This is a genomic window from Propioniciclava sp. MC1595, assembly GCF_017569205.1.
GTDB lineage: Bacteria > Actinomycetota > Actinomycetes > Propionibacteriales > Propionibacteriaceae > Propioniciclava.
In genome coordinates this window covers 1626209-1642587 of record NZ_CP071870.1, presented here as the reverse complement: position 1 = coordinate 1642587, position 16379 = coordinate 1626209, and the positions used below count along the sequence as shown (strand labels likewise).

General features: G+C 71.7%; 12 protein-coding genes. 4 read left to right on the top strand and 8 right to left on the bottom strand.

Going from position 1 to position 16379, the window contains the following annotated elements:
* Positions 1-54: 54 nt before the first annotated feature.
* A complete protein-coding gene (locus J4N02_RS07765) occupies positions 55-2160 on the bottom strand; it encodes a type IIA DNA topoisomerase subunit B (RefSeq protein ID WP_243760902.1) in 2106 nt (701 codons plus the stop codon).
* A 189-nt stretch (positions 2161-2349) separates the two neighbouring features.
* Here J4N02_RS07765 and J4N02_RS07760 point away from each other — a divergent pair, with 189 nt between their 5' ends.
* Positions 2350-2541, top strand: coding sequence for a hypothetical protein (locus tag J4N02_RS07760; protein ID WP_182816058.1), 192 nt, complete (start codon positions 2350-2352; stop codon positions 2539-2541).
* Positions 2542-2609: 68 nt separating this feature from the next.
* Here the strand turns inward: J4N02_RS07760 and J4N02_RS07755 are convergent, their stop codons facing one another.
* Complete coding sequence (locus tag J4N02_RS07755) at positions 2610-3590, bottom strand: LLM class flavin-dependent oxidoreductase (RefSeq protein ID WP_188333313.1); 981 nt, start codon at positions 3588-3590, stop codon at positions 2610-2612.
* Positions 3591-3641: 51 nt separating this feature from the next.
* On the opposite strand from J4N02_RS07755, the gene J4N02_RS07750 reads away from it, so the two are divergent.
* Positions 3642-4154 carry an O-acetyl-ADP-ribose deacetylase gene (locus tag J4N02_RS07750; RefSeq protein WP_188333314.1) on the top strand — a complete coding sequence of 171 codons (513 nt, stop codon included), beginning with the start codon at positions 3642-3644 and terminating at the stop codon, positions 4152-4154.
* Here the strand turns inward: J4N02_RS07750 and J4N02_RS07745 are convergent.
* A complete protein-coding gene (locus J4N02_RS07745) occupies positions 4142-5653 on the bottom strand; it encodes an RNA polymerase sigma factor (protein WP_188333315.1) in 1512 nt (503 codons plus the stop codon). The genes J4N02_RS07750 and J4N02_RS07745 overlap by 13 nt on opposite strands.
* Before the next feature lie 137 nt (positions 5654-5790).
* On the opposite strand from J4N02_RS07745, the gene J4N02_RS07740 reads away from it, so the two are divergent.
* On the top strand, positions 5791-7920 hold the full coding sequence (locus J4N02_RS07740; RefSeq protein ID WP_243760901.1) for a S9 family peptidase: 2130 nt from the start codon (positions 5791-5793) through the stop codon (positions 7918-7920).
* Positions 7921-8107: 187 nt separating this feature from the next.
* Entirely contained in the window at positions 8108-9058 is a 951-nt protein-coding gene (locus J4N02_RS07735; RefSeq protein ID WP_188333436.1) for an RNA polymerase sigma factor RpoD/SigA, read from the top strand.
* An 88-nt stretch (positions 9059-9146) separates the two neighbouring features.
* On the opposite strand, the gene J4N02_RS07730 is transcribed toward J4N02_RS07735, so the two are convergent.
* The 5 genes from J4N02_RS07730 to hrpA all read right to left on the bottom strand — a co-directional run bounded on the left by J4N02_RS07730 (position 9147) and on the right by hrpA (position 16362).
* Positions 9147-10019, bottom strand: coding sequence for an acyl-CoA thioesterase II (locus J4N02_RS07730; protein WP_188333316.1), 873 nt, complete (start codon positions 10017-10019; stop codon positions 9147-9149).
* A 1-nt stretch (position 10020) separates the two neighbouring features.
* Positions 10021-10911 carry a PAC2 family protein gene (locus J4N02_RS07725; protein ID WP_188333317.1) on the bottom strand — a complete coding sequence of 297 codons (891 nt, stop codon included), beginning with the start codon at positions 10909-10911 and terminating at the stop codon, positions 10021-10023.
* A gap of 10 nt (positions 10912-10921) precedes the next feature.
* Positions 10922-12184 carry a HipA domain-containing protein gene (locus J4N02_RS07720; protein ID WP_188333318.1) on the bottom strand — a complete coding sequence of 421 codons (1263 nt, stop codon included), beginning with the start codon at positions 12182-12184 and terminating at the stop codon, positions 10922-10924.
* Positions 12181-12447 (bottom strand): helix-turn-helix domain-containing protein, encoded by a 267-nt coding sequence (locus J4N02_RS07715; RefSeq protein WP_182816073.1) that lies wholly within the window; start codon positions 12445-12447, stop codon positions 12181-12183. Before J4N02_RS07715 ends, J4N02_RS07720 begins: the two co-directional genes overlap by 4 nt.
* Before the next feature lie 78 nt (positions 12448-12525).
* On the bottom strand, positions 12526-16362 hold the full coding sequence (gene hrpA / locus J4N02_RS07710; protein ID WP_188333319.1) for an ATP-dependent RNA helicase HrpA: 3837 nt from the start codon (positions 16360-16362) through the stop codon (positions 12526-12528).
* Between the last annotated feature and the right edge of the window lie 17 nt (positions 16363-16379).

Genomic DNA, 16379 nt, shown 5'->3' with positions numbered 1-16379 from the left:
CATGGGCACTTCGGGGTGCGCGGCGCCCACGGAGCGGACACCGCGCGCCCGTTATCAGGCGTCGATGCGCTCGGCGCTGAGGGCGTAGGCGCCCTCGACGATGAACTCCTTGCGCGGGGCGACCTCGTTGCCCATCAGCTTCTCGAAGGTGGCGATGGCCTGCTCGAGGCTCTCCCCCTCCTCGACCGTGATACGCCGCAGCTGGCGGTGCCGCGGGTCCATCGTGGTCTCCTTGAGCTGGTCGGCGTCCATCTCGCCGAGACCCTTGTAGCGCTGCGGCTCCTTGAACCCGACCCCGCGCTTGGTCAGCTCGGCCAGCTTCCGCTGGTACTCGGCCTCGGAGTAGGTGTAGATGTACTTCTCCTGGCCGCGCTTGGGGTTGGTCAGCTCGAAGCGGTGCAGCGGCGGGACGGCGGTGTAGACCTTGCCGGCCTCGATCATCGGGCGCATGTAGGTGAAGAACAGCGTCGCCAGCAGCGTGCGGATGTGGGCGCCGTCGGAGTCGGCGTCGGCCATGAAGATGATCTTCCCGTACCGGCTCTGCTCGGGGTCGCAGGTGCGGCCCGACCCGGCGCCGACCACCTGCAGGATCGCGGCGCACTCGGCGTTCTTGAGCATGTCGGCGGTCGAGGCCTTCTGCACGTTGAGGATCTTGCCGCGGATCGGCAGCAGCGCCTGGAACTCGGAGCTGCGCGCCAGCTTCGCCGTGCCCATGGCCGAGTCACCCTCGACGATGAACAGCTCGGTGCGCTCGTTGTCGGAGCTGCGGCAGTCGGCCAGCTTCGGCGGCAGCGAGCTGGACTCGAGCGCGTTCTTGCGGCGCTGGTTCTCCTTGTGCACGCGGGCGGCCACGCGGGTGCGGGACGCGGCGACCGCCTTCTCGAGCACGGCCCGGGCCATCGGGCGCAGGGCGGCCTTGGTCGTGGTGAGGAACTCCCCGAGCTCCTGCTCCACGATGCGCGCGACCAGACGCGTCACCGGCGGGGTGCCCAGCACCTCCTTGGTCTGGCCCTCGAACTGCGGCTCGGCCAGGCGCACGGTCACGACCGCGGTGAGGCCCTCGAGGATGTCGTCCTTGGTGACCTCCTCCCCCGCCTTCATCAGCTTGGTGCCCTCCAGGGCCTTGCCGAACGCGCGCACCAGCCCGCGCTCGAAGCCCTGGACGTGGGTGCCGCCCTTGGGCGTGGCGATGATGTTGACGAAGGAGGCGAGCTTGCTGTCGTAGCTGTTCGACCAGCGCAGCGCGATGTCGACGTCGAGGTCGCGCTCGACGTCGGTGGGCGTCATCGAGCCCGCGGCGTCCAGCACCGGCACCGTCTCGGTGAACCGGTCGGAGCCCTGCAGGCGCAGCACCTCGGTGACCGGCGCGCCCTCGGACAGGAACTCGGCGAACTCGGAGATGCCGCCCTCGTGCAGGTGCACGTCGACGTGCTCGTCGCCGGCGACGCGGCGGTCGTCGACGGTGATCTTCAGCCCGGGGACGAGGAAGGACGTCTGGCGGGCCCGCTGGGCGAGCTGGGTGCCGGACAGCTTCGCGTCCTTGAGGAAGATCTGCCGGTCGGGCCAGTACCGGGTGCGGGAGCCGGTCTTCGCCTTGGCGACGCGGCCGATCTTGCGCAGGGTGTTGTCGGGGGTGAAGCCGGCGTCGGGACCCGGGCCGTCGAAGACGCCCGGCACCCCCCGGCGGAACGACATGGCCCACGTGGCGCCGTTGCGGTCGACCTCGACGTCGAGCCGCGAGCTCAGCGCGTTGACGACGGAGGCACCCACCCCGTGGAGGCCGCCCGTGGCGTTGTAGGAGCCGCCGCCGAACTTGCCGCCGGCGTGCAGCTTGGTATGGATGACCTCGACGCCGGTCAGGCCGGTGCGGGGCTCGATGTCGACGGGCATGCCGCGCGCCTCGTCGCCGACCTCGACCGAGCCGTCGGCGTGGAGGATGACCGTGATGTGCTTGCCGTGCCCGGCCAGCGCCTCGTCGACGGAGTTGTCGATGATCTCCCACATGCAGTGCATCAGGCCACGCGTGTCGGTCGAGCCGATGTACATCGCGGGGCGCTTGCGGACGGCCTCGAGCCCCTCGAGCACGAGCAGGTGCCGCGCCTCGTAGTCGCGGCTGTCGGTCTTCGGCTTGGGGGGCGTCTTGGTGCTGCTGGAGGTCACCGTCGCAGACTACCTGCGGCCACCGACAGTTCCTCGGACCGACCCGGCCCGCGTGACGAACGCGTCACAACTCCGCGCGTCGCCGGTCCCCCTTGGGTTCCTCGGGTACCGTCGGGGCACGGGAACAAACCACCCAGCGCACGCGTTGGAACAGGTGCCCCGAGCCGAACAGCCAGGAAGGAACGGCCCATGAGCACAACGGTGATGGAATCCCTCAACGCTGCGGACCGCTGCGACCGCTGCGGAGCGCAGGCGTACGTCCGCGTGACCCTCACGTCCGGTGGCGAGCTCCTGTTCTGCGCCCACCACGGCCGCGCACACTCCGACAAGCTGAAGCAGGTCGCCCTGAAGATCCAGGACGAGACCAGCCGCCTCGGCTGACCCGCTCCCCCAGACCACCACGGGGCCCCGGCAGATCGCTGGGGCCCCGTGTGCGTGTCCGGGTCGTGTCACACGAGCGCGGCCAGCGTGTCGATGCGGGTCTGCACGTCGTAGGCCGTCGTGAGCACCATGAGTTCCTGGACCTCGCAGTCGGCGACCATCTCCTCCAGCCGCGAGCGGACCTGGTCGGCGGTGCCGACGACCTTGGTGCCCGAGAAGTCCACCCCGCCCATGGCGTCGATGCGGCGCGCCGACTCCTCTGGCGAGGGCAGCGCCTCGCGGGTGTCGCGACGGATGTTGATCCAGCTGATCGTGGACGGGCCGGCCAGGTAGGCGGCCTCCTCCTCCGTCGCCCCCACCAGCGCCGAGGTGCACAGCATGGCGTGCGGGGCCTCCAGACCCTCGCTCGGCGAGAAGGAGTCCCGGTACAGCGCGAACACCGCCGCGGGGTCGAACTGGCCGAAGTGGCCGGCGTAGGCGTACCGGATGCCCAGCTTGCCGGCGAGCCGCGCCGAGTAGTCCGACGAGCCCAGCAGCCACACCTCGGGGTAGCCGGACGCCGCGGGCGTGGCCGTCAGCGTCATCCCCATCCCGACCCGGACGCCCCGCGGGCTGAGCCAGGCCTGCAGCAGCTGGAGGTGCTCGACGAAGTCCTCGTGCCCCAGGCCCTCCTGGGAGCGACGCAGCGCCCACGCGGTGACCTGGTCGGCGCCCGGCGCCCGGCCGATGCCGAGGTCGATGCGCCCGGGGTACAGGGCCTCGAGCGCGGCGAACTGCTCGGCGACGACGTAGGGCGAGTGGTTGGGCAGCATGACGCCGCCCGAACCCACCCGGATGCGCTCGGTGCGGGCCGCCACGGCGGCGATCAGCACCGGCGGCGTGGTCGCCGCCACCGAGGGCATGTTGTGGTGCTCGGCGATCCAGAACCGGCGGGCACCCAGCTCGTCGGCGGCCCGGGCGAATTCGACGGTGGCGGCCAGGGCGTCCGACGTGGACCAGCCGGTCCGCACGGTCGCGAGGTCGAGGACGGAGACATCAACGCTGCTCATGATGTGCCCGACCCTACCCGCGCCCGCCGCACCGGGGCCCAGAATGGGGGCATGCGGATCACGTGCGTGCAGGGCGACATCACCACCGAGACCACCGACGCGATCGTCAACGCGGCCAATTCCTCGCTGCTGGGCGGCGGCGGAGTGGACGGTGCGATCCACCGCGCCGCGGGCCCAGGCCTCCTGTCCGCCTGCCGCGAGCTGCGGGCCACCTCCCTGCCCGACGGCCTGCCCGTCGGGGACGCCGTGGCCACCCCCGGCTTCGACCTGCCTGCCCGCTGGGTGATCCACACGGTCGGCCCGAACCGGCGCGCGGGGCAGACCGACCCGCAGCAGCTGGCGTCCTGCTTCACCCGCTCGCTGGAGGTGGCCGAGGAGCTGGGTGCCCGCACGGTGAGCTTCCCGGCGGTCAGCGCGGGCGTCTACGGCTGGGACGGCGACGAGGTCGCCCGCATCGCCCTGGCCGCGGTACGGCGACACCCCGCCGACCGGGTCGACGGGGTGCGCTTCGTGTTGTTCTCAGACCGCCTGCTGGCGGCCTTCGAGGCGGCTCAGTCCAGGTAGTCGCGGAGGACCTGCGAGCGCGACGGGTGCCGCAGCTTGCTCATGGTCTTGGACTCGATCTGGCGGATCCGCTCGCGGGTGACGCCGTAGACCTTGCCGATCTCGTCCAGCGTCTTGGGCTGGCCGTCGGTCAGGCCGAAGCGCATCGAGACCACGCCGGCCTCGCGCTCGCTGAGGGTGTCGAGGACGTCGTGCAGCTGCTCCTGCAGGAGCGTGAAGTTCACGGCCTCGGCCGGGACGACCGCCTCGGAGTCCTCGATCAGGTCACCGAACTCGGAGTCGCCGTCCTCGCCCAGCGGGGTGTGCAGGGAGATCGGCTCGCGGCCGTACTTCTGTACCTCGACGACCTTCTCGGGCGTCATGTCGAGCTCCTTGGCGAGCTCCTCCGGGGTGGGTTCGCGACCCAGGTCCTGCAGCATCTGGCGCTGGACGCGGGCGAGCTTGTTGATGACCTCGACCATGTGCACCGGGATGCGGATCGTGCGGGCCTGGTCGGCCATGGCGCGGGTGATGGCCTGCTTGATCCACCACGTCGCGTAGGTCGAGAACTTGTAGCCCTTGGTGTAGTCGAACTTCTCGACCGCACGGATGAGGCCCAGGTTGCCCTCTTGGATCAGGTCCAGGAACAGCATGCCGCGGCCGGTGTAGCGCTTGGCCAGACTCACCACGAGGCGGAGGTTCGCCTCGAGGAGGTGGTTCTTGGCGCGCTTGCCGTCCTCGGCGATCCACTCGAAGTCGTCGAGGTCGGCCGCCTTCACGCTGCCTTCGGTGATCGACTCGTCGGCGAACAGGCCGGCCTCGATGCGCTTGGCCAGCGTGACCTCCTGCTCGGCGTTCAGCAGGGCCACCTTGCCGATCTGCTTCAGGTAGTCCTTCACCGGGTCGGCGGTGGCGCCGGCGGCCATGACCTGCTGCTCGGGCTCGTCGGTGTCGTCGGCGTCGGAGACGGTGAAGCCCTCGTCCTCGACGAGCTTCTTCTCCTCCTTGGCCGCCTCGCCCTCGTTGAACTGGCCCTCGTCGACCTCGTCCAGGGAACGCTTCTTGCCGCCCACGGTGAGCACGACGTCGTCGCCGTCACGCTCGAACTTGACCTCCTTGAGGGCCGCGGGGCTGAGCACCTCGGCGACGGTCGGCTCCTCGACGACCTCGTCCTCCTCGAGCTCGATGTCCTCGTCCTCGAGCACCTCGGGGGCGTCCTCGTCGACCTCTGCGGTCTCGTCGACGACCTCGGTCTCCTCCACCTCGGGCTCGGCGGCCTTGGCCGCCCGGCCGCGCGGCTTCGCAGGCGCCTTCGCGGCGGCGGCCTTCGTCGCCGGCTTGGCGGCGGCCGTCTTCGTCGTCGCGGCCTTGGCCGTGGTCGTGCGCCGCGTGGTGCGGGTGGGCTTGGTCTCCTCGGCCGCCTCCGGGGCCTCGGTGGCCGCGGCAGCCTTGCGCGTACGGGTGCGCGCGGGTGCCTTCGGGGAGTCGGACGCGCCTGCTGCGCTGGAGCGTGGAGTCACGTGAGCCCTCTCGTCTCGTCCGGGTTGCGGGCATGCGTCGGCCGGGACCTGTCAACGGCTGGCGCAACCGCCATTGTTGCACGCGATGCTCCCCCACCCAAATGGCTGCTCGGCAACCGCGGGCTACGCTGGCCCGCGTGCCCGATGCCATGACCAGCGCGCCCGACGCGCCCCAGCGCCCGTTCACCCGCACCGTCCACGGCGACGAGGTCGCCGACCCGTACCGCTGGATGGCGGACAAGACCGACCCCGAGCTCCTGGCGTACCTCGAGGCCGAGAACGCGTGGACGGCGACCCACACCGAGCACCTGGCCCCGCTGGCCGACGAGCTGTACGAGGACATCCGGGCGCGGACCAAACAGACCGACATGTCGGTGCCGCTGCACGTCACCCACACCGACGGCTCGGCCTACTGGTACTACGGCCGAACCCGCGAGGGCGACGACTACGGCCGCACCTGCCGCATCCCGGCCACCAACCGCGACGACATCCCCGATGTCACCGAGCCCTCGCCCGAGGAGGAGGTGCTCATCGACGCGCAGGCGCTCGCACAGGGCCACGACTTCTTCTCGATCGGGCTGGCTCTGGTCTCCCCCGACGGACGCCGGCTGGCGTACTCGATCGACACCCGCGGCGACGAGCGCTACGACCTGTACGTGGTCGAGCTCGCCACCGGCGAGGTGATCGACGGCCCCATCACGGGCATCGGCGCCGGGGGCGTGTGGGCCGGACCCGACTGGCTCCTCTACACCCGCGTCGACGCCGCCTGGCGCCCCCACGAGGTCTGGCGCCACCGCATCGGCTCCCCCGCGGACGCCGACGCCCTGGTCTTCACCGAGCCCGACGAGCGGTTCTGGGTCGGCGTCGACACCTCCCGCGACTACCAGTGGGTGTTCGTCGACCTCGCGTCCAAGACCACCACCGAGACCCACCTGCTCCGCGCCGACGACCCGACCGGGCCCCTGACCGTGGTGCAGCCGCGGCGTCCGGGCCTGGAGTACTCGGTGGAGATGGCACCCGACGCGCTGTGGATCCTGCACAACGACGGCGCCCCGCAGTTCAAGCTCAGCCGCGCCCCACTGGCGACCCCGGGCATCGAGCACTGGGAGACCGTCATCGAGGAGCGCCCCGAGACCCGCCTCACCGGCGTCAGCGTCTACGCCACCGCCGTGGTCGTCGACCACCGCACCAACGCGCTGGCCGGCGTCACGGTCATCCCGCGTGAGGCCGACGGCACCCTGGGCACGCTCACCGAGCTCACCTTCGACGAGGCCCTCTACGACGTCGGCTCGGAGGACTCCCCCGACTTCGACACCGACCGGATCCGGCTCGGCTACGAGTCGATGGTCAGCCCGCCCAGCGTGTGGGAGTACCAGCTCGCCACCGGCACCCGCCGCCTGCTCAAGCAGACCCCGGTGCTCGACCACCCCGTCCACGGCGCCTACGACCCGACCGCCTACGTCAGCGAGCGCCTGTGGGCCACCGCCGCCGACGGCACGCGCGTCCCGATCTCGCTGGTGCGCCACCGCGACACCCCCGTCGACGGCACCGCACCCGGCCTGCTCTACGGCTACGGCGCCTACGAGGCCCCGACCATGCCGTACTTCGCCATGAGCCGGGTCTCCCTGCTCGACAAGGGGTTCGTGTTCGCCATCGCCCACGTGCGCGGCGGGGGCGAGCTGGGGCGTCCGTGGTACGACGGCGGCAAGGAGCTCGCCAAGCCCAACACCTTCTCCGACTTCGTGGCCTGCGGCCACGTGCTGGTCGACGAGGGCCACGTCGCGCCCGACCGGCTGCTCGCCGAGGGTGGGTCGGCCGGCGGCCTGCTCATCGGCGCGGCCGTGAACCTGGCCCCCGAGCTGTTCCGGGCCGTGCACGCCGCGGTGCCGTTCGTCGACCCACTGACCACGATCCTCAACCCCGACCTGCCGCTGACCGTCATGGAGTGGGAGGAGTGGGGCAACCCCGTCGAGGATCCTGAGGTCTACGCCTGCATGAAGGCCTACTCCCCCTACGAGAACATCGCCGCCGTGCAGTACCCGGCGATCCTGGCCACGACGAGCCTCAACGACACCCGCGTCGAGGTAACCGAGCCAGCCAAGTGGGTGGCCCGCCTCCGCGACGTCGCCACCAACGGCGAGGACCGGCCGATCCTGCTCAAGACCGAGATGGTCGCCGGCCACGGCGGCGTCTCCGGCCGGTACAAGGGCTGGCGCGAGCGCGCGTTCCAGCTGGCGTGGCTGGTCGACCAGGCCGGGGCGAACTGATCGGACGCCGCGGGCCCCACCAGCGGGTCCGCGGCCGCCGCGTCCACCGCGGGCAGGGGATCGCTGTACGACTCTGGTCTTGATTTGGCGGCTCAGGGCCCCCCTCAGGGCCCGATCGGGGTCGTGACCGAACAATTCCGGCGCGTTTGGCGTTGTACTGGGTGACGACGAAAGGATGAACCGCATGATCTCGACCTCGCACCGTTCACGCTCGACCGAGGGCATCGACGGCAAGGACTCGGTTGGCCTGTACCTGGACGGCATCGCGAAGACCCCGCTGCTCACGGCGGAGGAGGAAGTCATGCTCGCCCGGGAGATCGAGGCGGGCCTCTACGCCGAGGCGATCCTGGACGGCACCCTCACCACCAAGGAGCGCGGCGGCCGCAAGGCCGTGAAGGCGACCCAGGAGGAACTCGAGGAGATCGTCGAGCAGGGCCGCGCCGCCATGAAGCGCTTCGTCACCGCGAACCTGCGCCTCGTCGTCTCCGTCGCCCGCAAGTACGGCCGCTCGCAGATGCCGCTGCTCGACCTGGTGCAGGAGGGCAACACCGGCCTCATCCGCGCCGTCGAGAAGTTCGACTACACCAAGGGCTTCAAGTTCTCGACGTACGCCACCTGGTGGGTGCGCCAGTCGATCAGCCGGGGCATCGCCCAGCAGAGCCGCATCGTCCGCCTCCCCGTGCACGTCGCCGAGCAGATCAACCAGGTCTCCGCCACGCGCCGCAACCTCGAGCGGAAGCTCGGCCGCGAGCCCGAGGTCATCGAGATCGCCGACGAGCTCGGCCTCGAGGAGGAGCGCATCGTCGAACTGCTCCGCCTGGCCCGCGACCACGTCTCGCTCGACGCCCCGGTCGAGGAGGACGGCGACACCGCCCTCGGCGACCTGCTGGCCCGCGACACGACGCCCGGCCCCGACGAGGTCGTGCTCGACGCCGAGGACCGCGCCCGCCTCGACCACATGCTCGACAGCCTCGACGAGCGCTCCGCCGACGTCGTGCGCCGCCGCTACGGCCTGCTGGACGGCCGCCAGGCCAAGCTGGCCGACATCGCCAGCGTCTGGGGCATCACCGCCGAGCGCGTGCGCCAGATCGAGCGCCAGGCGATCGCCAAGCTGCGCGACACGACGCTGGCCGCCTGACCCACAGTCCACCGAACGGCACCCCACCACGACGGGGCCGGACCCGCCACAGGTCCGGCCCCGTCGTCATGTCCGGGTGGGTGCGTGCTCAGCCGCGGGCGGGGCGTCCGTCGTGGTCGAGGACGCGGATCAAGCCCTCTTGGGCCGTCGAGACGCCCAGCACCCCGTCGGAGTACAGCCGGCCTCGGGAGTAGCCCATGCCGTTGGACGCCGAGGGCGAGAACTGGTCGTAGAGGATCCAGTCGTCGACGCGGATCGGCCGGTGGAACCACATCGCGTGGTCGATCGTGGCGACCTGCATGTCGGCGCTCATGAACTCCACCGGGTGGCCCACCGTGGAGACGCCCAGCAGCGTCAGGTCGCTGGCGTAGGCGAGCATCGCCTGGTGCAGCCGCGGGTCGTCGGGCAACTGTTCGTGCGTGCGCAGCCACACCTGCATCGCCGCGTGTGAGGTGTAGTCACCCTTGCGCGCGTCGCCGGCGTAGCGGACGTCGAGGGCGCCCCACTCTTCCTCCCACGCGGCGGCGTGGATCGCGGAGCGGCGGCCCAGCACCTCCGACAGCGGCGGGCAGTTGTCGACGTCGGGGACGCCGGGGGTGGCCGGCCACTGGTGCTCCAGCCCCTGCTCGGGCACCTTGAACGAGGCGTTCATCACGAACAGGCTCTTGCCGTGCTGGCGCGCCTCGACCTGCCGGGAGGAGAACGAACTGCCGTCGCGCGGGGAGGTCACCGTGTAGATGATCGGCGCCGCCGTCGAGCCGGGGCGCAGGAAGTAGCCGTGCAGCGAGTGGCACATCCGGCCCTCGGGCACCGTGTGGTAGGCCGCCTCGAGCGCCTGGGCCATGACCTGGCCGCCGAAGGCCCGCTGCGCCGAGGTGCGTGGCTGGCTGCCGCGGAACAGGTCCACCTCCAGCTGCTCCAGGGCCAACAGGTCCACCAACTCCGCCACGGTGCGTGGCATGTCACTCCCCCTTCTCGTCCTGCTCGGCCAGGAACTGTTCCACGGCCTCCCCGATCTCGTCCGCCGACGGGACGTCGGGGCGTCCGGTCGCCTGCAACTCGTCGTACTGCTGCTCGAGCGCCTCGACCAGGGGGCCGAGCTCGCCGTCGGACTCGACCTCGCCCTCCAGCTGCGCCAGCGTCTGCAGCGCGCGCGTGGCCAGTTCGCCGGGCGGCAGGTCCAGGCCGGTCGCCTCGCGGAGGCGCTCCAGGACCGCCAGGGCGCCCGGCGCGTAGTGGCCGGGGGCCAGGTAGTGGGGCACGTGGGCGACGAAGCCGCGCCCGAGGCGTCCGGCCTGGCCGGCGTGCCACTCGAGCATGGCCGAGAAGCTGCCGGGCACGGTGACCCGGTCGATCCAGACCGGGTTGTCCTGCACGAGGTCGGGGTCGGTGGCGTGGCCGGTCACGAGCACGGGCCGGGTGTGCGGCACCCCCATCGGGACGCCCTGGGCCGACACCAGCAGCGGCACGTCCAGCTGCTCGGCGATGCCGAGGACGGCCGCGCAGGCGCGGTTCCACTGGGTGTCGGGCTCGGGGCCGCTGAGCAGCAGGAACGTGCGGCCGGAGGCGTCGGTGACCTTGTGGATCGCCAGCTGGTAGTCGGTGAAGCCCGTCCAGGTGTTGGTGTCGAACACCATCGCGGGGCGGCGGGAGCGGTAGTCGTGCAGCTGGTCGTGGTCGAAGGTCACCATCAGCTCGGGGTGCATCGAGCCTAACAGGTGCTCGCTCAGCTGCTTGGCCACCTGGCCGGCGTCGACGTAGCCGTCGAGCAGGTGCACCAGCGTGGGCCGGGTGCCCTCCACGCTGGCCCAGACGTCGTCCTCGATCGTGTACAACGCGCGTGGATCCAGCATGCGTTCCACCCTAGCGGCCAGCCTGCTCCAACAGGTCGAGCGTGCGCCCGCACGACCACGCCACGCCGTCGACGTACCGCGGCCGCAACTCATCGGCGCCGGGCAGGTGGGCCAGGGCGTCGAAGGTGGACGCCAGCGCGTCCGGCAGCTGCTCGGCAAGCTCCCGGACACGGCCCAGGCCCCACTCGACGTCGAGGGAGTTGGCGGTGAGGAACCGCTGCCATTGGTCGACCCCGACCAGGCCGAACGTGCGCTCGCCCCCGATCGCCAGGGCGACCTTCCGCTGGTGCATGACGCCCACCCCCGCGATCTCGTAGGGCAGCGAGGAGGCCACGTCGTAGAGCGGGGCCAGGGCCACGCGACCCCCGGCCAGGAGGGCCGAGTAGTTGCGCGCGTGCCCGTCGGGTGACCCCAGCAGGTAGCCGACGGCCAGCGCCTCGGCGAAGCGTTCAGGGGCCCCCGGGGCGTGCCGGCGCAGCAGATCGACCACCTCCCGGGCGGTCGGGCCGCCGTAGCGCTCGTAGGTCGTCTGGTTGCCCAGGGACTGGCACAGGTCCTCGGCGTGGACCCGGAGCACCTCGCCCTCGCGGCGCACCCGGTCGAACCGCTCGACGACGAGGGCGGACTGCCCCGCGAACTCCAGGTACTCGCTGCGGGCGGCCGGGATCCCGAGTGCCCGCAGGACGGTGAGCGACGCGTGCTCGTTCAGCGCCTGCAGGCGTGCCGTGGGCACGCCGGGCTTCACGATGTGGGTGGACGCCGCGGCCCCCTGCGGGTCGTACCACTCCCCCGCGAAGCCCCGAGCCAGGGTGAACTTCGACTGCCCGCCGCCGATGCTCCACCGCTCGTCGGCGATCTGCCAAGCGGCCTCGTCGCGGCGCAACAGGGCGATTCGTGCGCCGATCCACTCGTCGTCGACGGGCGCCAGCGCCGCCGGTCGGTGGATCTCCTCGACACGGTCGACGGGGACGACCTGTACGGCGCCCGGGCAGTCGAGCCCGATGACGGTGAGCAGCGCGGCGGGGTCGGCCGCCCGGACCCCGCCCCGCTCGGCGATCCGGGCCCGGACCTCGCGGTCCGCAGGCAGCAGGCCGTTCACCCAGGCCAGCGTCACCCGGTTGCCGTGCTGGGCCTCGGAGAGCGGCATGGAGAGCGACAGCGGGGTCGGGTCGTCGGCGGCCCGGTACTCCTCGTCGTAACGGAAGCGGAGCCCCGCTGCCTGCGTGATCGTGCCGACGCGACGCCCGGAGAGGAAGACCGCGAGGTCCTTCATCGGAGCGTTCCCTCGATGATGTCGTCGAGCTCGCTACGCCCCGTGGGCAGTTCGTGCGGCACGACCTCGAGGGTCAGGCCCAGCGCCTGCAGCGCGGCGAGCACCTTGCCGATCTGGGCGTTGCCGTGGCCACGCTCGAGCTCGATCAGCCAGCGTCGGGAGACGCCGGCCTTCTTTGCCGCCTCGGCCTGGGTGAGGCCGAGGCGCGTGCGCGCGCGTTGCACTGCCCGGCCCAACTCGATCGGGGTCCCGGCATCGGCCATCGCGACCACCTCCTGTCACCGATCAGTGACTTTACCAAATGTCACCGTTCGATTCCATAGACGAATGTGCAGGAGCGGTTACAGAGAGTTGATCGCCGTGCGCACCCGCTTGGCCGACACCGGCTGGGCGGTGCCCAGCGACTGGGCGAACAGGCTGACGCGCAGCTCCTCGAGGAGCCAGCCCACCTCGGCGGCGGCCGGGGGCAGCTCCCCCACCTCGTAGCGGGCGATGGCCGCCTCGTAAGCGTCCTCCAGCTCGGCGATCACGTCGAGGTTCTGTGCCTCGCGAGCCGGGTTGGACGCCCAGCCCTTCAGCCGCACGTCGACGGCGTGCAGGTAGCGCTCCAGGCGGGTGAAGTGCGGCTCGGGCGTGGCGGCGATGAAGCCCGCGAACACGAGGTTGTCGAGCTGGGCGGTGATGTCGGCTTTGGTGTCGCCGTCGGGACGCCGGCCCAGCTCGGCGCGCACCTCGGCCCAGCGGCCCAGGGTCTTGGCGGCCGACCGCGTGATCGCCTGCATCCGCTCGGCGGCGTCGGGGCGGATCGTGTCGACGACCGTGCGGAAGGCGGCCTCGTCGCGCACGGCGTCGGGGTCGATGCGATGCGTGGCCATCAGGTCGCCCGTGGCCTTGAGCCGCACGTCGGCCAGCAGGGCGTTCAGGTTGGCGTACGGCCCGGCCGACAGCGCGATCTTCTCGGTGTTGGACAGGCGCGCGAACACGCTGCGGGTCGGGTCGGGCGCCACGAGGGTGACGAGCCGGCGCAGGCCGAGTGCCTGCGACCGCGTCGCCTTCGCCGCGGTGTTCGCCACCCGGACGCCCACGGTGTCGCCCTGGTCGACCAGCGCCGGGTAGCCCACCAGCGGCGTCGGGTCGCGGTCGACCTCGGTCGTGGCCGGAATGGTCCCGAACGCCCAGGTCTTCGCGCCCGCGTGCGCGATCCCGGACGCCGCGGCGTTCAGCCGCTTGTTCAGCCGGGGCGCGAACTGCTTGCGGAGCGACTCGAAGTCCTTGCCGGCGCCCAGCTCGCGGCGTCCGTCGGTGATGACGTAGCGCACGGTGAGGTGGTCGGGCAGGACCGACTCGTTGAAGAGGGTGGCGTCCAGCGGGTCGCCCGAGAGGGCGCCGAGGGCCGCGGCGAGGGCGTCCGGGAAGGCCAGCGAAGCCCGCTCGGGGTGGTCGTCGAGCCAGGTGAGCGCGCGGCGTCCCCAGTCGGGGGCCGGCACGAACCGGGTACGGACGGCCTTGGGCAGCGACCGGATCAGCTCGGTGGCGAGCTCGTCGCGCAGGCCGGGCACCTGCCACGTGAACGGGGCCGGGTCGACCTGGTTCAGCACGGTCACGTCGATGTCGACGCTGACGCCGTCGCGGTGCGCGCCGGGCTCGAACAGGTAGCTGACGGGCAGGTCGGCGGGGCCGACGGTCCACGTCTCGGGGAACGCCTCGGCGTCGACCTGGTCGGCGTCGACCAGGTCGTCGAGCACGAGGTCGAGGTAGGTCTCGTCCTGCTGCCGCTTGGTGCGCCACCAGCGGTCGAAGTGCGCCACCGAGACGATGTCGGCCGGCACCTTGTCGTCGTAGAACGCGAAGATCGCGCGGTCGTCGACGAGGATGTCGCGGCGCCGGGTGCGCTCGGAGAGGTCCTCGGCCTCGGCGCGAGTGCGCTCGTTGCGCTTGAAGAAGTGGTGGCGGGTCTGCCACTGGCCCTCGACCAGGGCCGACTGGATGAAAACCTCGCGCGCCACGACGGGGTCGATGCGCCCGTAGCTGACCGTGCGGCCCGCCACGATCGGCACGCCGAGCAGCAGCACCCGCTCGTCGGCAACGCACTGCCCACCCCGCACCGACCAGCGCGGCTCGGAGTACTGCCGGGTGATCAGGTGGCCGCCGACGGCCTCGACCTGCTCGGCGGTGATCGGCGCGACGGTGCGCGCCCACAGCCGGGTGGTCTCGACGAGCTCGACCGCCATGGCCAGCGGGGGCTCGGCCTTGGCCGCCGCGCTGCCGGGCTGGATCGCGAACCGCGCCCCGCGCGCGCCGAGGTATTCGGCCATCGGACGCCGCCCCCGCCGCTGCTGCGTCTTCGGCACCGTCGAGCGCTCGTCGCGCAGGCCCACGTGGGACAGCAGGCCGGCCAGGATCGCGGTGTGCACGGCGTCCCAGTCGGGGGTGTGGGCGCTCGCCTGCCGGGGCTGGCGGGCGCGGGCCCGGCGGGTGTCGGCGTCGGCGTTGGACGCCTGGGTGTCGAGGTCCAGCTCGCCGATGATCTCGCGCAGCTGGGAGACGAGGTCCTGCCACTCGCGGATGCGCAGGAAGTTCAGGTACTCGTCGCGGCACATCCGCCGGAATGCGTTCCCGGAGAGTTCGTTGCGCTGGGTGCGCAGGTAGTCCCACAGCCGCCAGATCGCGGCGATGTCGGAGGCGTCGCGGTCGCCGTGCGCCTCGCCCCGTGCGGCGTTGGCCGCGCCGGTCTCGCTCCAGAAGCGCCGGTGCAGGGCGTCCGCCTCGGCCTGCTTCTCGGTGGGACGTTCGCGGACGTCGGGGATGGCCAGGGCGGCAACGACCGGGAGGACGTCCCACGCGCACCCGCGGCGTCCGGCCTCGACGAGCATGCGGCCCAGCCGGGGGTCGACGGGCAGCTTGGCCAGCAGCCGGCCCGTCTTCGTCAGCCGCTGCCCCTCGGCCTCGCCCTGGCGGGGGTCGGCCAGCGCGCCGAGCTCCTTGAGCAGGCGCAGGCCGTCGCGGACCTGGGAGCGGTCGGGAGGCTCGACGAACGGGAAGTCCTCGATCGCGCCCAGCCGCGCGTCGGCCATCTGCAGGATGACGCTGGCCAGGTTGGTGCGCAGGATCTCGGGCTCGGTGAACTCCGGCCGGGCCTCGAAGTTCTCCTCCGAGTAGAGGCGGATCGCGATGCCGGGCCCGAGGCGTCCACACCGGCCGGCGCGCTGGTTGGCGCTGGCCTGGCTGATCTCCTCGATCGGCAGGCGCTGCACCTTGGTGCGCGACGAGTAGCGGCTGATCCGGGCGTAGCCGGGGTCGACGACGTAGCGGATGCCGGGCACGGTCAGCGACGTCTCGGCGACGTTGGTGGCCAGCACGACGCGCATGCCGGAGTGGGGCCTGAACACGCGGTCCTGCTCGGCGGCGCTCAGGCGCGCGTACAGCGGCAGCACCTCGGTGTTGGAGAGCTTCAGCCCGTTGACCGCCTCCGCGGCGTCGCGGATCTCGCGCTCGCCGGAGCAGAAGACGAGGATGTCGCCCTCGGCCAGCGCGTGCAGCTGGGTGACCGCCCTGGTGATGCCCTCGACCAGGTCGTTCTCGTTCTCCAGGGGCTCGTAGACCAGCTCGACCGGGTACGTGCGGCCCGACACCTCGACGATCGGCGCGTCGCCGAAGTGCTCGGAGAACCGCGCGGTGTCGATGGTCGCCGAGGTGATGATCACCTTCAGGTCGGGGCGGCGCGGCAGCAGCTGCTTGAGGTAGCCGAGCAGGAAGTCGATGTTGAGGCTGCGCTCGTGGGCCTCGTCGATGATGATCGTGTCGTAGTGCCGCAGGTCGCGGTCGTGGCCGATCTCGGCGAGGAGGATGCCGTCGGTCATCAGCTTGACCTTGGTCTGCCTGGTCGCCTGCCGCGTGAACCGGACCTGGTACCCGACGGTGTCGCCGAGCTCGACGCCCATCTCCTGCGCGATGCGGGCGGCGACCGTGCGCGCGGCCAGGCGCCGGGGCTGGGTGTGCCCGATGCGCTTGCGGCCGGCCAGCAGCGCGATCTTCGGCAGCTGCGTCGTCTTGCCCGACCCGGTCTCGCCCGCGACCACCACGACCTGGTTGCGCTCGATGAGGTCGCGGATCTCGTCGACCGCTGCGCTGATGGGCAGGTTGGCGTCGAACGTGATCGTGGGCTGGGCTGTGGGCATGGCCCGCCCATGCTACT